This is a genomic window from Nakamurella aerolata (genome assembly GCF_013002705.1).
GTDB classification, from domain to species: Bacteria; Actinomycetota; Actinomycetes; order Mycobacteriales; family Nakamurellaceae; genus Nakamurella; species Nakamurella aerolata.
Genome location: NZ_JABEND010000008.1, coordinates 144,174 through 161,895, shown reverse-complemented (window position 1 = coordinate 161,895; position 17,722 = coordinate 144,174). Strand labels below are relative to the sequence as shown.

At 70.7% G+C, this 17,722-nt stretch carries 14 protein-coding genes; 7 read left to right on the top strand and 7 right to left on the bottom strand.

Annotated elements, in window-relative coordinates; all coding sequences use genetic code 11:
- The first annotated feature begins 172 nt into the window (after window positions 1-172).
- From HKD39_RS14140 to HKD39_RS14130, 3 genes are read left to right on the top strand one after another with little or no spacing between them, the layout of a single operon-like run.
- A complete protein-coding gene (locus HKD39_RS14140; RefSeq protein ID WP_343074720.1) occupies window positions 173-1,216 on the top strand; it encodes a FecCD family ABC transporter permease in 1,044 nt (347 codons plus the stop codon).
- A complete protein-coding gene (locus tag HKD39_RS14135; RefSeq protein ID WP_171200521.1) occupies window positions 1,213-2,250 on the top strand; it encodes an iron chelate uptake ABC transporter family permease subunit in 1,038 nt (345 codons plus the stop codon). The genes HKD39_RS14140 and HKD39_RS14135 overlap by 4 nt, the downstream gene beginning before the upstream one ends.
- On the top strand, window positions 2,247-3,071 hold the full coding sequence (locus HKD39_RS14130; RefSeq protein WP_171200520.1) for an ABC transporter ATP-binding protein: 825 nt from the start codon (window positions 2,247-2,249) through the stop codon (window positions 3,069-3,071). The genes HKD39_RS14135 and HKD39_RS14130 overlap by 4 nt, the downstream gene beginning before the upstream one ends.
- Window positions 3,072-3,126: 55 nt before the next feature.
- Here the strand turns inward: HKD39_RS14130 and HKD39_RS14125 are convergent, their stop codons facing one another.
- From HKD39_RS14125 to HKD39_RS14105, 4 genes are all read right to left on the bottom strand, one after another.
- Complete coding sequence (locus HKD39_RS14125; protein WP_171200519.1) at window positions 3,127-4,065, bottom strand: class F sortase; 939 nt, start codon at window positions 4,063-4,065, stop codon at window positions 3,127-3,129.
- A 3-nt stretch (window positions 4,066-4,068) separates the two neighbouring features.
- Window positions 4,069-6,240: a DUF5979 domain-containing protein gene (locus tag HKD39_RS14120; protein WP_171200518.1), complete on the bottom strand. Its 2,172-nt coding sequence runs from the start codon at window positions 6,238-6,240 to the stop codon at window positions 4,069-4,071.
- A gap of 129 nt (window positions 6,241-6,369) precedes the next feature.
- Window positions 6,370-8,478 (bottom strand): glycosyltransferase family 87 protein, encoded by a 2,109-nt coding sequence (locus tag HKD39_RS14115; protein WP_212754568.1) that lies wholly within the window; start codon window positions 8,476-8,478, stop codon window positions 6,370-6,372.
- 187 nt (window positions 8,479-8,665) lie between these two features.
- A complete protein-coding gene (locus tag HKD39_RS14105; protein ID WP_171200516.1) occupies window positions 8,666-9,358 on the bottom strand; it encodes an alpha/beta hydrolase in 693 nt (230 codons plus the stop codon).
- 294 nt (window positions 9,359-9,652) lie between these two features.
- On the opposite strand from HKD39_RS14105, the gene HKD39_RS14100 reads away from it, so the two are divergent.
- Window positions 9,653-10,708: an inositol-3-phosphate synthase gene (locus tag HKD39_RS14100; RefSeq protein WP_171200591.1), complete on the top strand. Its 1,056-nt coding sequence runs from the start codon at window positions 9,653-9,655 to the stop codon at window positions 10,706-10,708.
- A gap of 34 nt (window positions 10,709-10,742) precedes the next feature.
- On the opposite strand, the gene HKD39_RS14095 is transcribed toward HKD39_RS14100, so the two are convergent.
- On the bottom strand, window positions 10,743-11,168 hold the full coding sequence (locus HKD39_RS14095; protein ID WP_343074719.1) for a DUF5318 family protein: 426 nt from the start codon (window positions 11,166-11,168) through the stop codon (window positions 10,743-10,745).
- 238 nt (window positions 11,169-11,406) lie between these two features.
- Between HKD39_RS14095 and HKD39_RS14090 the strand changes: the two genes are divergently transcribed.
- Window positions 11,407-11,709, top strand: coding sequence for a hypothetical protein (locus tag HKD39_RS14090; RefSeq protein ID WP_171200514.1), 303 nt, complete (start codon window positions 11,407-11,409; stop codon window positions 11,707-11,709).
- A gap of 192 nt (window positions 11,710-11,901) precedes the next feature.
- Window positions 11,902-12,981 (top strand): SLC13 family permease, encoded by a 1,080-nt coding sequence (locus HKD39_RS14085; RefSeq protein WP_212754567.1) that lies wholly within the window; start codon window positions 11,902-11,904, stop codon window positions 12,979-12,981.
- Between the two features lie 13 nt (window positions 12,982-12,994).
- Here HKD39_RS14085 and HKD39_RS19720 read toward each other — a convergent pair whose 3' ends face one another.
- Together HKD39_RS19720 and HKD39_RS14075 are read right to left on the bottom strand one after the other, a co-directional pair.
- Complete coding sequence (locus tag HKD39_RS19720; RefSeq protein WP_171200513.1) at window positions 12,995-14,815, bottom strand: ATP-binding cassette domain-containing protein; 1,821 nt, start codon at window positions 14,813-14,815, stop codon at window positions 12,995-12,997.
- A gap of 45 nt (window positions 14,816-14,860) precedes the next feature.
- Complete coding sequence (locus tag HKD39_RS14075) at window positions 14,861-15,298, bottom strand: nitroreductase/quinone reductase family protein (RefSeq protein ID WP_171200512.1); 438 nt, start codon at window positions 15,296-15,298, stop codon at window positions 14,861-14,863.
- 226 nt (window positions 15,299-15,524) lie between these two features.
- Between HKD39_RS14075 and HKD39_RS14070 the strand changes: the two genes are divergently transcribed.
- Window positions 15,525-17,705 carry a hypothetical protein gene (locus HKD39_RS14070; protein WP_171200511.1) on the top strand — a complete coding sequence of 727 codons (2,181 nt, stop codon included), beginning with the start codon at window positions 15,525-15,527 and terminating at the stop codon, window positions 17,703-17,705.
- Window positions 17,706-17,722 lie beyond the last annotated feature (17 nt).

Below are 17,722 nucleotides of genomic sequence, written 5' to 3'. Positions count from 1 at the left end.
CGCAACGGGTTCGGCAGCTCCGGGCGGCGTCGGCCGGTGTTGCTCCTGCTGGTTGCTACCGCTGGTTGCTCCTGCTTGGCGGCGCGGGGTTCGACGGCGGCCGGGCAGTTGGTTGCTGGTGCTCAGCCGGATCCGGCACCCGCCTGCTCTTAGGTCAGGCTAACCTATTCCGGTGAGACGGACGGCGCGCGGTGCGGGGACTCCCGTCAAGCCCGCCGGCACGCTCACCGGGCGGCGGGTCGCGGTGTTGACTGCGGCGCTCGCGGCGCTGCTGGTGGTGTGCGTGTTGAGCATCGCGATCGGCGAGAACCTCATCGGCCCGGCCGCCGTGCTGCGCGGGCTGTTCGCACCGCCGGGCAGCATCGAGCACAACATCGTCTGGGCCTCCAGGGTGCCGCGCACCGTCGTCGGTCTGGTGGTCGGGTTGGCGTTGGCGCTGGCCGGCGGCGTCATCCAGGCCCTGACCCGCAACCCACTGGCCGACCCCGGCATCCTCGGCGTCAACGCCGGCGCCGCCTTCGTGGTGGCGATCGGCATTGCCGTGCTCGGTGTCGACCGGCCGATCGGCTACGTGTGGTTCGCGCTGGTCGGGGCGGCCGTCACCACGGTGGCCGTCTATGCGATCGGCGGTGGCCGCGGTCGGGCCACCCCGGTGCGGCTGACGCTCGCCGGGGTGGCGCTGGGCGCGGTGCTGGCCGGCATCACCCAGGGCATCACGCTGCTCAACCCGAGGGCGTTCGACGAGTTCAGGGCGTGGAGCGCCGGCACGCTGGCCGGGCGCTACCTGGACACGGTGTGGCAGGTGCTGCCGTTCGTGGTGCTCGGCGCGCTGCTGGTGGCGGTGCTGCCGCGCAACCTCAACGGCATGGCGATGGGCGAGGACACCGCCACCGCGCTGGGCATCAACGTCGGCCGCACCAGGGCCGGCGCGGTGCTGGCGGTGACGCTGCTGGCCGGCGCGGCCACCGCGCTCGCCGGGCCGATCGCCTTTGTCGGGCTGATGGTTCCGCACCTTGCCCGCTGGTTGGTCGGCGCCGACCAGCGCTGGATCCTGGCGGTGTCGGCCGTCGGCGGCCCGATGCTGGTGCTGCTCGCCGACGTCATCGGGCGGGTCATCATCCGCCCCGACGAGATGCCGGTGTCGATCGTCGCGGCGTTCGTCGGGGCGCCGGTGCTGATCGCCCTGGTCCGGCGCAAGGGGGCGAGCGGGCTGTGACCGTACTGCCGAAACCCCTTGCGCCGCACCAACCGTCGTCGCGCTCGGCACACGTGCGGACCCGGCTGGTGGTTACCGTGCTGCTGGTGCTCGCGGCGTTGGTGGCGATCTACCTGCTGGGCAGCGGCGACGTGCAGGTCAGCCCCGGCAATGCGATCAGGGCGGTGTTCGGTGCCGGTGATCCGGCCGATGTGCTTGCGGTGCAGCAGTGGCGGTTGCCGCGGGTGCTGTCGGCGCTGCTGGTCGGGGCGATGCTGGGTGTCGCCGGCGCGATCTTCCAATCGCTCACCCGCAATCCGCTCGGCAGCCCCGACATCATCGGCTTCAACACCGGCGCCTACACCGGCGCGCTGGTGGTGCTGCTGGTGACCGGGTCGTCCGCGCCGCTCGGGGTGACGGCGGGGGCGTTGCTGGGCGGGCTCGGTACCGCCGTTGCGGTGTACCTGCTGGCGTATCGCCAAGGGGTGCAAGGGTTCCGGCTGATCATTGTCGGTATCGCGCTGAGTGCGATGCTGACCGCCGCGAACAGCTGGCTGATTCTGAAAGCCGAACTGCCGCAGGCGATCGGCGCCGCGCAGTGGGGCGCCGGCAGCCTCAACGACGCCACCTGGGGCAGCACCCTCGGCGTCTGCGTTGCCGCCGCGGTGCTGCTGGCGCCGTGCCTGTGGGCGACCCGGCCGCTGCGGCAGTTGGAACTCGGTGACGACCTGGCCGCTGCGCTCGGCCTGCGGGTGGAGCCGGCCCGGCGCGCGCTGCTGGTGCTCGGGGTGCTGCTCACCGCGGTCAGCGCTGCCAGCTACGGGCCGATCGCGTTCGTCGCGCTCGCCGCGCCGCAGCTGGCGAGGAGGCTCACCAGCGCCAGCGGTGCCGGTCTCGGCGCCGCGGCGGCCATGGGCGCTTTGGTGCTGCTGGCCAGCGACGGGCTCGCCCAGCGCCTGGTGACCGGCGGAACGCTTCCGGCAGGAGTGGTGACGGTGTGCGTCGGCGGGCTGTACCTGGTGTGGTTGCTGTTCCGAGAGGCGCGCCGAACATGACCACAGCACACTCCGCCGCCGGGACCGGGCCAGGGCAGCCCGCCGACCGGCTGCGCGCCGAACAGGTCAGCCTCGGCTACGCCGCCGCGGACGTCATCACCGAGCTGTCGCTGCGCATCCCGGACGACCGGTTCACGGTGATCGTCGGGCCGAACGCCTGCGGCAAGTCGACGTTGCTGCGCGCGCTGGCCAGGCTGTTGCCGGCGCGCGGCGGGTCGATCCTGTTGGACGGCAAGGACATTCACTCGCTGCCGGCCAAGCAGGTCGCCAGGGTGCTCGGCTTGCTACCGCAGACCTCGACGGCGCCGGAGGGCATCAGGGTGCGCGAGCTGGTGGCCCGCGGCCGGTACCCCTACCAGCGGCTGTGGAGCTCGTGGACCGACGCCGACGAGGCCGCGGTGGCGGAGGCCATGGCGGCCACCGAGATCACCGAGCTCGCCGACCGGCTGGTCGAGGAGCTGTCCGGCGGGCAGCGGCAGCGAGTGTGGATCGCGTTGGTGCTGGCCCAGCAGACGCCGCTGGTGCTGCTCGACGAGCCGACCACCTTTCTCGACGTCGGCCACCAGTACGCGCTGCTGAACCTGTGTCGTGATCTGCAGCGTCGGCACGGCCGGACGGTGGTGGCGGTGCTGCACGACCTGAACCAGGCCTGCCGCTACGCCGACCATCTGGTGGTGATGGACGCCGGCCGGATCGTGGCGGAGGGCGCGCCGGCCACGGTGATCACGCCCGAGCTGGTGGAGCGCACCTTCGAGCTGCCCTGCCGGGTGGTGCCCGACCCGGTGACCGGCTCACCGATGGTGGTGCCCGAGCTGAAATGACGCTTTGATCGCCGTCACGGACGCCGTGACGGAGTGCGTCCGGGGCCGGGCGTGTTCAGAAGGGCACCGCGGTGAGCACCACGTTGTCGGCGTAATGCCCGTTGGCGAAGGCGCCGCCGCAGGTGACCAGCGCCAGCCGACGCTCGCCGCGGGTGCCGCTCCACACCCACTCCGGCAGCGCCTGCTTGGAGAACGACTGCAGCGCAGTGGTTTTCCAGCGGGTCACCACGCCGTCAACGGTCAGGTAGATGGCATCGCCCGGCTGCAGCGTGTGCATCCAGAACAGCGCCCCGGTGCCCTGCCGCCGGTTGTCGACGTGCCCGGCGATCAGCATGGTGCCGGCATCGGAGTCCGCGGGGGCGGACCCGGCCCAGCGAGTCACCTGGTTCACTCGCTCCGGCAGCACCAGCGAGCCGTCGTCGAGGCCGCTGGTGGCGACCACCGCGTCCACCCCGAGTGCCGGGATCACCAGCCGGTTCGGCGCCAGCGCGCCGGCCGGCTGTTGGGGTCGCTGCGTGGGGTCGGCCGCAGCCGAGTGCGCCTGCGGGGTGATGTCGGCCTGCGGGTCGTCCGGTTCGCTGAGCGTGCCGCTGGTGGCGACGGCCGGGGCCGGCCTTGCGCCTGCGCCGCCAGGGTTGCCCGCCCCGGGGCCGACCGACGCCTGGCCAGATCCGTCGGGCCAGCCGGACCGGTCGGCCGCGGCTGACCGGCCGGGGCCGGCGGAGCTACCGCCCGGCGCGGACCCGCCCTGGCGCCGCAACGACGGCGGGGCGCCGGTGACCGGATCGGCCACCGACGCCTGCGCGAAGTCGCGGCTGGGCAGCGGCGCCGCGCTGGCGGCCGGCCCGCTGTCGCGGGTTCCGACCACCACCAGCGCGGCGCCGGCCAGCGCCGCGGCCACCAGCAGACCGGCGATCACGCCGATCGACCAGCGGCCGCCGCGCCGACGCGGAGCGGCGCCCCGCGGACTGCCTGATGGGGTGCGGTCGACCATTGGTCAGTGCTTGCGCTGACGCCGCACCAACAGCGCCAACCCGACACCGGCCGCGGCCAGCAGCGCGAACCCGGCCAGCGCGGCCACCGGGCTCTTGCCCCCGTCAGCCGGCAGGGTGCCGAAGCCCGCGTTGATCTCACCGGTCGTCATCGGCGGTGGTCCCGGCTGTTCGCTCGACCCGGTGGCCGGCGAGGTGTAGGTCGAACCGACGGTGCTGCTCACCGGCGTGCTCGACCCGGGAACGCTCGAACCAGGAACGCTCGAACCAGGAACGCTCGAACCGGGAACGCTCGAATCAGGAACGCTCGACCCCGGCTGCTGACTCGACACCGGCGGTTGGTCGCTTGAGGTGGGCGGCTGTTCGCTGGAGGTCGGGGGCTGCTCGCTCGAGGTAGGCGGCTGTTCGCTGGAGGTCGGGGGCTGCTCACTTGAGGTGGGCGGCTGCTCACTTGAGGTGGGCGGCTGTTCGCTGGAGGTCGGGGGCTGCTCACTTGAGGTGGGCGGCTGCTCACTTGAGGTGGGCGGCTCACTGGAGGTGGGTGGCTCGCTGGTCGGCGGAACCGCCGTCACCGGGTTCTCCAGGTTCACCTCAACGGTGCCACCGGCGCCGATGGTGACCTCCGCACCGCCATCCGTGGCGCGCACTCCGTCACCGGAGAAAACCGGTGTGCCGTAACGCACCTGGTCGGTATCGGTGGGCTGCACCTCCGACAGCGTCACCACGGTGCCGTCCGGCAGATCGGCCAGCGATGCGGTGCCGTCGGCCTGCAGGGTCCAGCTGCCGGTCACCTCCTCGCCGTCGGCACCGGGGTAGCGGTAGTTGACGGTGTACTCGGCGTCGGACACCTGATCGGCGGCGTCGCCGGTCACCTTCTTGGTGATCTGCATGCCGCCGGTGGACGGGAAGACGTTGGTGGCGGTCACCGCGATGGTGGCGGGCGACTCGGTGGTGACGTTGATGGGCCCGGACGGATCGAAGGTCACCGATTCGGCGCCGTGATCCTCGGTTTCCGTTGGGGTGCAGGTGGATCCGACGGGAATGTCGCTGACGGTCGCGGACGCACCGGCGGCCACCGACACCGTCTTCGGGAAGCCGGCGACCGGCTCACCGTTGCCGGCGACGCACTGCAGCGACAAGTCGTAAGAGACGTCGGCCGGCGCGGCGCCGGTCACCTTCTTGGTGATGCTGATCGAACGGGGCGAGTCGCCGGCGCCGTTACCGCCGGAGGTGATCTTGTAGGTGACGTCGCGGTTGACGGTGATCCCGGAACCGGTGGCGGTGTTGCCGAACACGTCACCGTCCTGCACACCGTCGGGCAGCGGCGTCTGGTAGGCGATCACGTACATGCCGCCTGGGGTCTTGTTGATGTTGGGCACCGTCACGGTGAAGGTGTTGCTGCCGTCGACGTAGTCGAGCGTGTGGTGCTCGCCCTCCGCGCCCCACTGGGCGTTCTTGGTGGGACCGTTGTCCCAGTCGCCCGGGGCCAGGTAGCCCACTCCGATGCGCTTGTTGCTCAGGCTGAGCCCTGGCTGAAGAGTGTCGGTCAGCACCAGCGTGTCCTCGAGCTCCTCGACCGGAACCAAGATCGTCCACTGGATCGCGGTGCCGTTGAAGGTGACGTCGCCCAGCTTGATCGGCTGGTTCGGCTGCTTCCAACCGCCGCTGCCGGGGCTGATCCCGCCGCCGCCCGGCAGCTCGGTGCTGATGGTGACGTTGTTCCCGGTCTCGAAATCGAGCGTCTTGGAATCGGTCTGCTTGCTCGCCGTGGCGGTGAAATCCAGTGTGCCGGAGACATTGTCGTGGGTGTCGACGTAATCGCTCAGGGTGCAGACGAAGGTGGTGTCCTGCACCTGGCAGGTGCCGATGCTGGATCCGTCCGGCGCTGTCAGGTCGAAGCTGCTGCGATACCCGGTGATGGTCGACGGGAAGCTCAGGGTGAAGGTGTCGCCCGCCTTCGCGGTGTCCGGCACCTGCCATTCGGCTTCCATCGAGAACCGCTCGCCGACCTTCAACTGCTTGGTCGGGTCTCCGGTGATCTTCACGGAGGTCACAGCTCCCGGAATTTCGGCGGCCGACGCGGCGGTCGCAATCGGCAGCGCGAGCAGGCCGATCACGGCCAGCAGGATGGTGATGATCCGGACCGGCTTTCGGCCGGCCGGCTTGGTGTAGTTCACGTAACAACTCCCCGGCCTACTGCGACGGGGTCTCTCCCCGCACGCAAGCGAGGACCTTGCCCCGCTCGTACAGGAGACGGGAGTGGTCACGAACGGTCACGGCAATGTGGGACGCATCACCCGTACCGGCTATTTCGGCGGTGGCGTATGCGCGCTCGGTGCCGGTTTCGCCGCGTTCGTGGGACTACGTAGCGCTTCCGCGCAACTTGCGGCGGGGCGCGTTGCGCCACCCGGGCGAACGTGCCGGGCGGTCCTGGACGGGTCAGCTTTGGACGGTTCAGCCGGGGACGGTCCGCTCGCGGGTGGTGGTCCGCCGGCGGTTCGGTGACCAGCGCCTGCGGTGCCGGATCCGACGCCGGCGAGCTCACCGGCAGCCGCGGGACGATCGTCACGGCGACGGCGGACCCGGCGCCACAGCGTCGGCAGCGACGGCAACGTGAAGCGGTCCGGTGCGCCGTCCAGCACGCCACCGGAAGGATCGTCGTCACCGGCCAGCCGCACCAGATCGTGCTGGGGCCGCAGCATGTCGCGGAACACCAGTACCGCGAGGTACGCCACCATCAGCCCGCGGACGATGGCCAGCACCGCGAACACCTGCACCGGCAGGCCGGTCTTGTTGTCGTTGACGTAGGCGAACTGGAACATCAGCAGCAGCCAGACACCGGCCTCGATCAGCTGCCAGATGATCACCGGCCGCCAGCGCGGCAGCGCCAGCACCACCAGCGGCACCAGCCACAGCGAATACTGCGGCGACCACACCTTGTTGGTGAGCAGGAAGGCCACCACCACCAGGAACGCCAGCTGCGCGAACCGCGGCCGGCGCTGCACCGACAGCCCGAAATAGCCGATCGCGGCGCAGCACAACAGGAACAGCACCAGCGACAGATTGTTCACCGTCGACGGGGTGTCGGAGCCGGGCTCCGGCGCCCACATGTTCGGGTCGGTGAAGGTGGCGAACAGGAAGTACCAGGAGTCGTACTCGGGTGGCCGGGTGGAGTTCAGCCGGAAGAACTCGTTCCACGCCTCCGGGTACCACAGCAGCAGCGGCAGGTTCGTCGCCAACCAGGCAAGGCCGGCGGCGACCAACGTCTTGGCGAAGGCGCCGAGCTTGCCGGCGCGCAGGCACAGGATGAACAGCGGCCCGAGCAGCAGCCCCGGGTACAGCTTGGCGGCCATCCCGAGCCCGAGCAGCACCCCGGCCAGCACCGGCCGTCTGGTGGCCCAGGCCCACATGCCGCCGGCGCACAGCCCGATCGCCAACAGGTCCCAGTTGGTGAACGCGTGCACCACCAGCAGCGGCGACAGACACATGATGGCGGTGTCCCAGACCCGGCGCCTGTTGATCTTCGCCGTGCACGCCACCGCCCAGAGATAGAACAGTCCGAGGAAGATCGCTCCGAGCGTGAAGTAGGCGGCCACGTCCAGTGGTACCGGCAGGATCGACGAACTCTTGGCGACGTTGAGGTACCCCTCGGTGACCCAGCTGATGCCCCACTGGAACAGGCCGGTCACCGCCGGGTACTCCAGGTAGCGCACCTGGCCGAGGTCGGCGATGTCGCTGACCGGCTGCAGCTGACCGCCGACCACCTGCTGGTAGCCGTCCTCGGCGCTGCCGACGATGTCCTGATCGGACAGCGTCACCGTGCCCTTGCTGGTGTTCGCGACGAGGTTGCCGTCCTGCTCGTGCACCGACCCGGCCGGGTAGATGCGCCGCTCCCCGCCGCTCTTCAGTTCGATGAACGAGTTGGCGTAGGGGAAATCCTTGGGACGGTCGAAGCCGCGGCTGCCGTACAGCGGGACGACGTCGTTGTAGCAGCCGGTGAGCCACGGCCGCTGGCCGGACTGATCCAGTTGCGCCACACCGCTTTTCGCGTCCTGCTGGATGCACGCCGACTTGGCCAGCCAGCCGAAGATCAACATCCCGATGGTCATCAACAGGCACACCCGCAGCGGGGTGAGGATCTTGTTCCGGCCGACCTGCGCGTGCCGGCCGAGCGGGCCGCCGATCAGCGCTGAGGCGCGCCGGGCGCTCGGGTCGGTCCAGGTCGGGATGACCCGCTCGGTGGGATCCAACGACGCCGCGGCCGGCGGCTGCTCAGGGGCGACCTTGGTGTCGCCCGGCTCGCCGGTGCCGGTGCCGGTGTCGGTACCGGCACCGGTGCCGGTGGGCTCGGCGCGCCCGCCGGAATCGCCGGCAGCGCCGGTGGTGGGCTCGGCGCCCCGACTCGCATCGCTCACCCGCGAGAGCCTACTGGCCGCGGATCTGTGCCGATGTCGTCGATCCGGGTCGCGTGGAGTTCTCACGCCCGAAATCGGGCCCGAACACCCCACGCGACCCGGATTCGCGACAACCACTGCCGGCGACAAGCACACCCGGCGACAACCAGCGCCGGGCGACAACCAGCGGCGGTTGGGCCGGCGGAGGTCAGGTGAGCGCGGCGCCGGCCTTGTCGATCAGGTCGGCGATGGCCTTCGGCTGCGAGGCAAGGGAGGCGTGGCTGGCGTCCAGCTCGATGGTCTCGCGGGGCTGCATGCGCTCGGCCATCCGGCGTTCGTTCTCCGGATTGAACATGCGGTCCTGGGTGGAGACCTGGTACCAGGACGGCTTGCAGCGCCAGGCCGGGGTGCTGACGTTGTCGCCGAAGGTGGATGCCAGCGGGGCCTTCTGGGTCACCGCCATCACCAGCGACTCGTCTTCGTCCAGGTCTTGGCAAAAGCTCTCACGGTACTTGTCCTGCGGCAGCCAGAGGTAGCCGTCGGAGTCCTGGGTGATGTTGTCGAACGCCGCGGGCGGTGCCTGCTGGCTGATGCCGCCCGGCGACTCGCCGGCGTCCGGTGCGAACGCGGCGACGTAGACCAGCCCGGCGACCTTGTCGTCGTTGCCGGCCTCGGTGATCACCGCGCCGCCGTACGAATGGCCGACCAGCAGCACCGGCCCGTCCGCCTGGCTGATCATCTTGGCGGTGCGGCCGGCGTCGTCGGCCAGCGAGGTGAGCGGGATCTCGACGGCGTTGAGCTTGTCGTAGCCGCGGCGGTGCAGTTCCAGGATCACCTTGCCCCAGTGGGCGGCCCCGCCCCAGAAACCGTGAACCAGGATGACGTGCGGTTTGTCTGCCATGACACTTTTTGCGATGGCGTGCAGATGCCGGGCGGCGCCCGCTGACCGGAGCGTAGGGGCCGGGCCCGGCGGGCGCCCGCTGAAACAACGGAGCGAACACGCCCACCAGCGGAGACCACATCTCGACGTGACATACTCGCGGTTTGTCACCTTGTATGTACGGCGTGCAGTGTCGCCGCCGGTGCTCGATCGCAACCGTCTGGAGTCGCCGTGTCCGTCCAACCCCCAGTCCCACCGCAAGCCCAGCCGGCCTCATCGCAAGCCGCCGCGCACTCCAAGGGGGCGGCGATCAAGGTGGCCGTCGTCGGGGTAGGCAACTGCGCGTCGGCGCTGGTCCAGGGGGTGCGCTACTACGCAGACGCCGCGCCGGACGCCGAGGTGCCCGGCCTGATGCACGTGCGGTTCGGTGACTATCACGTCGGCGATCTCGAGTTCGTGGCCGCGTTCGACGTCGACACCAAGAAGGTGGGCCTTGACCTCGCCGACGCGATCGGCGCCAGCGAGAACAACACCATCACCTTCGCCGAGGTGCCACCCACGGGCGTCACGGTGCAGCGCGGCCGCACTCTTGACGGTCTCGGCCGGTACTACCGCGAGGCCGTCACCGAGTCCGATGCCGAGCCGGTCGATGTGGTGGCGGCGCTGCAGGAGTCGGGAGCGCAGGTGGTGGTCTGCTATCTGCCGGTGGGCAGCGAGCAGGCCGCGCAGTTCTACGCGCAGTGCGCTATCGACGCCGGCTGCGCCTTTGTCAACGCGCTGCCGGTGTTCATCGCCAGCACGCCGCAGTGGGCCGAGAAGTTCACCGCCGCCGGGTTGCCGATCGTCGGCGACGACATCAAATCGCAAGTGGGAGCGACGATTACCCACCGGGTGCTGGCGAAGCTGTTCGCCGATCGAGGGGTGCACCTGGACCGGACCATGCAGCTGAACGTCGGCGGCAACATGGACTTCGCCAACATGCTGGAGCGGGAGCGCCTGGAGTCCAAGAAGGTGTCGAAGACCCAGGCCGTCACCAGCCAGGTCGATCACGAGCTTGGTGCCGGCAATGTGCACATCGGCCCCAGCGACTACGTTGCCTGGCTGGACGACCGCAAGTGGGCCTACGTGCGGCTGGAGGGCAGGGCCTTCGGTGACGTCCCGCTGAGCCTTGAGTACAAGCTGGAGGTGTGGGACTCGCCGAACTCGGCCGGCGTCATCATCGACGCGGTGCGGGCGGCGAAGATCGCGCTTGACCGCGGCATCGGCGGGCCGCTGCTCGGGCCGTCCTCGTACTTCATGAAGTCGCCGCCGGAGCAGTATCCGGACGACGTCGCCCGCGACAAGGTCGAGGCCTTCATCGCAGGCAGCTGACGTCCGTCCCCGGACTCCGCCGGCCGGGCGCGGGTCAGGTGGCGGCGGTGCGCCGATTGCGGGCGCTGCGTTTGCTGTGCGGCGGCGCGGTTTCGTCGCCGTGGAAGCCCATCACGAACGACGCCACCAGGTGGTTCCACGAGCAGGTGCGGCAGACCTCGACCTGGTACACGTCGAACTCGCCGACCCGGGCGGCAAGGCGCTCCAGCTCTTCCGGGGTGCGGGCCGAGCCGGCCAGGTGCTTGATCTCGTCGCCGTAGATCCAGAAGACGTTGGTCAGTTCCTCTTTGCGGCACACCGGGCACAGCACATCGGTGGGGGTGCCGTGGAACTTGGCCGCCCGCACCAGGTACGGGGAGGCGTCGCAGACCTCGCTGACACCGGTCTGGCCGCGCATCACCTCAGCGAGGACGGCGCGCCGCTTGAGCGCGTAGTCCACGAAGCCCCGCTGAGTTCTCACCCGGATCAGCGTACGCCCGGCACCCGTCGCAGGTCGGGTGAGTGCACAGCCTCGGCTCCGTCCCGGCAACCGCGAACTGAGCATCTTCGCCGGGAGACAGCCGGGGAGCCGCCGGGGCCGGGAACAAAACAGCGGCCCCGTCCGCTGACCGGGTGCAGGTGTCAAGCGGCCGCAGCGGCGGCCGGCACCAACGCACAGCGTCGACAGCCGGCGCCGCCGGCGCGAAGGGAGCAGCAGCGTGGAAACCGTCATCGGCATCATCGCGTTCATCGTGACGTTGGTTGGCGTGCTGGCCGCGCTGGGTTACACCGGCTACCTGTACCAACTGCAGCGGGTGGCGCAGCAGCGCGCCGGCGGTGAGGCCGCGATCGCCAGGGTGCGCAAGCGGATGCCGGTCTCGCTGGGGGCCAGCGGCGCCGCGATTCTCGGCCTGTTGCTGACCATGGGCGGCATCCCGCTGGACGTCGTCGGGATCATCCTCGGCGGCGGCGCAGGCTTGTTCGCTGCCGGTCAGCTCAAGCAGGCGAACAAGCAGCTCTGACCCTTCCGGCGCACCGCTGCCGCAGCTCCTTCCGCCCCGTGCCGATGACCTGTGCCGAGGAAGGTTTCGACCTGAGCTGCCTCCAGTGGGCCGAAACCCCTCCGTATCCGGCTGGACCGGCCACTGGCGGCAGCAGAAGTACAAGCCCGGCGGGTTGACAGACCCGTTCGGTGAGCGGGCGATGCTGCCAGCATGATGAGCAGCGTGACCGCGCTGCTGGAGCAGGCGCTGCCAGTGCTCATCTTCTTGGTGAGCATCACGGTGGTGGCCGAGATCGCCGAACTGGCGGGTGTTTTCGCCCTTGCCGGGCACTGGGCGGCCCGCGCCGCCGGCGGGCGCACCGTGCTGCTGTGGCTGCTGGTGGTGGTGCTGGCCACCGGGTGCACCATCGTGCTGAGCCTGGACACCACCGCGGTGCTGCTCACCCCGGTGGTGATCGCGGTGGCCAGGCGCACCGGGGTCGATCCGGTGCCGTTGGCCATGACGACGCTCTGGCTGGCGAACACCGCATCGCTGTTGCTGCCGGTGTCGAATCTGTCGAATTTGCTGGCGCTGCACCACTTTTCGCAGTTCGGTGGGCACCGCAGCTACCTGAGCGTCGCCTGGCGGCCGGCGCTGGCCGCGATCGTGGTGACCGTGCTGCTGCTGGCGCTGTTGCATCACCGGCGGCTGCGGGGCCGCTACTCGCCGGCGCCGGAAGAGCCGTGCGCGGACCGGCCGCTGCGGGCCATGGTCGCGGTGGTGTGTGTGCTGCTCGGCCCGGTGTTCGTCGTAGGGGTGATGCCCGCGGTCGCGGCCACCGGCGCCGCGCTGCTGCTGCTGGCGCTGCTCGCGGTGCGCGACCGGCAGGCGCTGCGCCGCATCAGGGTGCCGTGGCGGATGGTGCTGGCGATCGCCGCCTTGTTCGCGGTGGTGCGCTGGTTGGGCGGGTTGTTCCTGGACCGGTGGCTGGCCGCGGCCGTCGGAAGTGGCAACGGTGTGCTCGACCACCTGCGGATCGCCGGCATCGGCGGCGGCGGCGCGAACCTGATCAACAACCTGCCCGCGTACCTGGCCCTCGAACCGGCCGCGGCGGACAGCCCCGAGCGGCTGCTGGCGCTGCTGGTCGGCGTCAACGTCGGCCCGCTGGTGGTGCTGTGGGCGTCGTTGGCCACGCTGCTGTGGCGCGACCGCTGCGTCCGGCTCGGGGTGCGCATCCCGCTGACGACGCTGGCCTGGCAGGGCGCGCTGTTGGCCGGGCTCGCCGTTCCCGTTGCGGCGCTGGTGATCTGACCGGGGTTGCGGCTCAGCGAGTGCGGGCCACCCTGGTCTCGTCCCACACCGGCTCGTCCGACGAGTAGACGGTGCCGTCGGCGCCGAACACCAGGTGCCGGTCGAAGCGACGGGCGAACCAGCGGTCGTGGGTGACGGCGAGCACGGTCCCCTCGAATGCGTCCAGCGCGTGTTCCAGCGCCTCCGCCGAGTGCAGGTCGAGGTTGTCGGTCGGTTCGTCGAGCAGCAGCAGGGTCGCCCCGGACAACTCCAGCAGCAAGATCTGGAACCGTGCCTGCTGGCCGCCGGAGAGGGTGTCGAAGGTCTGCTCGCCGGACCGGGCCAGCTCGTAGCGGTCCAGCACCCTGGCCGCCTCCTCGCGCGGTCGGCCGCGCCGGTGCTCGTCGCCGCGATGCAGGATGTCCAGCAGGGTCCGGCCGCGCAGTGCAGGATGCTGGTGGGTCTGGGCGAACCAGCCGGGCCGCACCCGCGAGCCGAGCACCGCAGATCCGTTGTGCCGCACCGGTTTCGGGATGATGTCACCCACCGGTTGGTGCTCGACGTCCGGGTCGGTGCCGCCGGCGGCGAGCAGCCGCAGGAAGTGCGACTTGCCGGAACCGTTGCTGCCCAACACCGTCACCCGCTCGCCGAAGAAGATCTCGAGGTCGAACGGTTTCATCAGCTGCTCGGCCGAACCCGCCGAGCCGGCACCGGCACCGGCGGCAGCGCCGGAAGCGGTGACAGCCCCGGAAGCAGCGCCGGCGTCGGAAACAGCGCCCGAACCGGAAGATGCGGTGGAATCCGGGTCAGAGCCGTTGCCCAGCAACAACTCCAGCTGCCGGCAGACCACCGCCCGCTTGGCGGTGCGGCCGCCGGCGAGCCGCATCTTGACCTGCTGACGCAGCGGCTGCGCCTCCGGCGGCCCGGCGTCCTCGAAGCGGCGCAACCGGGTCTGCGCGGAGTGGTAGCGCGAGGCCATATCGCTGTTGTAGGCGGCCTTTTGCTTGTACATCAACACCAGCGCCTTGATCTTGGCGTGCTCTTCGTCCCAGCGCTTGCGCAGTTCCTCCAGCCGCTCGAAACGCTCGGTGCGGGCGGTGTCGTAGCTGGAGAACGGGCCGGGATGCACCCACAGGGTGCTGCCGGCGGCGCCGCGCTCCAGGGTGGCGACCCTGGTGGCCACCCGGTTCAGCAACTCCCTGTCGTGGCTGACGAACAGCACCGTCTTCGGTGAGTTGATCAGCGCATGTTCCAGCTCGCGTTTGGCCGGGACGTCGAGATAGTTGTCCGGCTCGTCCAGCAACAGCACCTCGTCGGGTCCGCGCAGCAGCGCCTGCAGCACCACCCGATTCTGCTCGCCGCCGGACAGCGAGTTGACCGAACGGAACTTGGCGCGGTCGTAGGGAACGCCGAGCGCGGCCACCGTGCAGACGTCCCACAGGGTTTCGTGGTCGTAACCACCGGCGTCCGCCCAGTCGGCCAGCGCCTGCGCGTAGGCCAGCTGGGTGGGCTCGTCGTCGCGGTCCATCAGCGCAAGCTCGGCGGCGTCAACGGCGTACGCCGCCTGCTGAATCTTCTGCGGCGCAACGGAAATCAGCAGATCACGCACCGTGGAGTCGTCCCGCACCGAACCGATGAACTGGCTCATCACGCCCAGCCCGCCGGAGCGGGTGACGCTGCCGTCGCTGGGCGCGAGCTCGCCGGAGATGATCCGGCTCAGTGTGGTCTTGCCGGTGCCGTTCGGGCCGATCAGCGCCATCTTGGCGCCCTCGCCGACCCGCAGGTTCACCTCGTTCAGCAGCGGTCGCCCGTCCGGCAGGTCGAAGCTGACGGTGTTGATGTCCAGGTGTCCCACGCCGCCTCACGATGCCAGGCGGGGCGCCGGGCGCCAACCGAGTTATCAGGCCGGACGGTCGGTGTGCCGGATCAGCCGGATCAGTGGCAGCACCCGGGGCGCCGCCTTGGCCTGGTACTCGGCGAACCCCGGCTCGCCGTCGAGGATGCGCTGGAAGTAGCTGTCGTACTCGGCGTCGCCGACGAACTCCGCCCTGACCCCGGTGGTCGCGATCTCGCCGTCGGCGGCGACCTCCACCTCGGCGTCGGGGTGGGCTCGCAGATTGCCGACCCAGGCCGGGTCGTCCGGCGCCCCGCCGTTGGGGCCGATGATCAGCCAGCCGTCCGGGTCGTCGAACCGGCGCAGCGGCGTGACGTAGTCGGTGCCGGTGCTGGCGCCGCGGTGGTGCAGCAACAGCAGCGTCGGGCCGAAGTTCACCGGCTCGCCCACCACGCCGCCGTTGCTGCGGAACTCGTCGATGATCTGCTGATTGAAGTCGCTCATACCCACTCCACAAGTCGTCGTCGCCCGCTGGTATTCCACCCGGCCGGCTGCGGTCCCGCCGGCCGGAGATTCCGATGGTTCGACGCTACCGGGGCGGCGGGCTGTGGCACCGTAGGGGCGTTCCGACCAGACCGAGACCACCAGGGGAGCCATGCCCGGTACACGGACATCAGGCACACGGACATCAGGCACACGGACATCGGGCATACGGACACCCGGTGCGCGGATGTCAGGTGCGCGGACGTCAGGCGCGCCGGCATCGGGCGCACGGAGCTCGGGTCCATCACGGCGCGTCACCGCGCTGGTGCTGGGGCTGCCGGTGCTGCTGGTGGCCGGCTGCACCTCCGATTCCGGCGAGGCGCAGTCGGCGAGCACCCCTGGCACCGCCGTCACCGGCGCGACGGGCGGACCCCGTCCGGCACCGGAGCGCCAGGTACCGCCGCGCCCGACGAGAGGCCCCGGCGGGAGCGGTCCCGGTGGGAGCGGCCCAGCGACCAGCGGTGCGCCGGCGTCGTCAGCGGGTGGTGCCGGTCAGGAGCTGGGCAGCCCGCCCTGCGTCAAGCTGCCGGCGATCGCCGCTGCCACCCTGAAACCGGTGACCGACAGCCCGTCCGGCGACAAGTCCGAGAGTCTCAAGTTCGGCGGCCGGGTCAGCTGGGACGGCAAGCTCACCGTGTCCGTTGCGGCGCCGACCAAGGAGTACACGCCGACGGCGCAGGAGAAGCAGGACGCCGTCCGCCAGTTCTCCGCGGAGGGAAAGGAGTCGGACAAGAAGATCACCCCGGCGTATCGCCTGCTGCCGGTCACCGTCGCCAACAACACCGGCGAGGCCTACGACGCGACCCGGGTGCTGTCCGGCAGCCTCTACTCCGGCCTGGAGACCGGCGACACCCTCGGCGCCGTTCAGGGCGCGTGGCTGGGCGAGCGGCCCGAATCGCTGGTACTGGCCGACGGTGAGCAGACCACGCTCGAGTTGCCGATCGCGGTGGCGGACGGCCGCAGCATCCAGTTCCTCCCCGAGCCGTGGGGTTCCAGCTCGGACGCCACCTTCAGCACTCAGGGCACCATCGACACCGCGTCGTACTCCAAGCCCGACGACGAAAAGGGCGTGGCTGCGGCCGCTTTCGGCAAGCCGGCTGAGGCCAACGGCGTGACGGTGGTGGCCACCGCGCCGGCGCCGTACCGCCCGTCGCCGGCGTCCGGAGCGGTCACCGCCAAGGGCGCGATGGCGGGGTCGGTGACGCTGACCAACACCAACGACGAGCCGGTCGACCTGCGTCGGGTGCAGGTGAACCCGGTGGTCGGAACCGCGGCCTGCGGCGTGATCTCTGACCCGGCGCTCGGCACCGGACTCGGCCCACAACTGTTGGCGCCCAAGGCCTCTGCCACCGTGCCCTACGCCTTCTCCGCCGCCGACCCGGCTGCCGGTGACGTCCGGTTGACGCTCACCGTGCCGGAGGCCGGGCCCGACCCTGACATGTCGGACAACGCTCAGGTGTTCTTCAGCGGCAAACCCGGCAGCGAGCCGCCCGCGCCGGCCGACCCGGCCAAGACGGCAGCAGCGGTGATCCCGGTGGCGAAGGGCACCAGCAGCGGGATGACCTTCGGCAAGCCGGTGCGCTGGCAGGACGCCACCCAGGCCACGGTCGCGGTGTCCGCGCCCAAGCCGCTGCCCAAAGACGTGGTGAAGCGGGAGGGCTCGGTGGTCGCGGAGCCCGGCGCCAGGGCCGTCACCGTCACGCTCACCCTGCAGGGAACCGGCGCCAAGACGATGGAAAGTGACCCTGGGGTGCTGGTGGTGGGCGACGGCAAGGTGGCCGCCGTTTCCGACGTTGACACCGAGTCGGGCGAGGGCAGCGTGCAGTGGACCGGCACCTTCTACGTTCCCGGTGCCGACAAGCCCACCGTGGTGCTGGCACCGCCCGGCCGGGAACCGGTGTGGGCAGCGGGGAGCAACCCCGGCGAGCTTGAGATCGGGGTGGTGCCGCCGGCTCCCGGCCCGGCCCTGTCGACGACCCTCGACAAGCCGGTGGAACTGCCGGGCGGGTTGAGCATGCAGGTCTTTGCGCCGAAGCCGGACGCCCAGGAGAGTTCCGACGCCGCAACAGGTTCCGCCGATGACGAGCCGTCCGCGTCGAGCCCGCGTGCCCTCGGGCAGATTCGCTTGACGAACACCTCGGACAAGGCCGTGCCGATAGCGCCCCAGGTGATCCTGGTGGACGGGGACGGCCGCCAGCTCAGCCAGCGGAGCACGCACAGCAGCGGTGAGGCGGGCGCGTTGGTCGACGCGGCCTCGCCGCTGCCGCCCGGCGCCACCCTCACCACCCCGTACTACGTTCCGCCGGGGGCTCGGCCGGTGCTGGCCACACCCGGTGGCGCCTCCGGGTGGGTGCGGCTGCAGGACTGACCGCGGGCCGCGTCCGC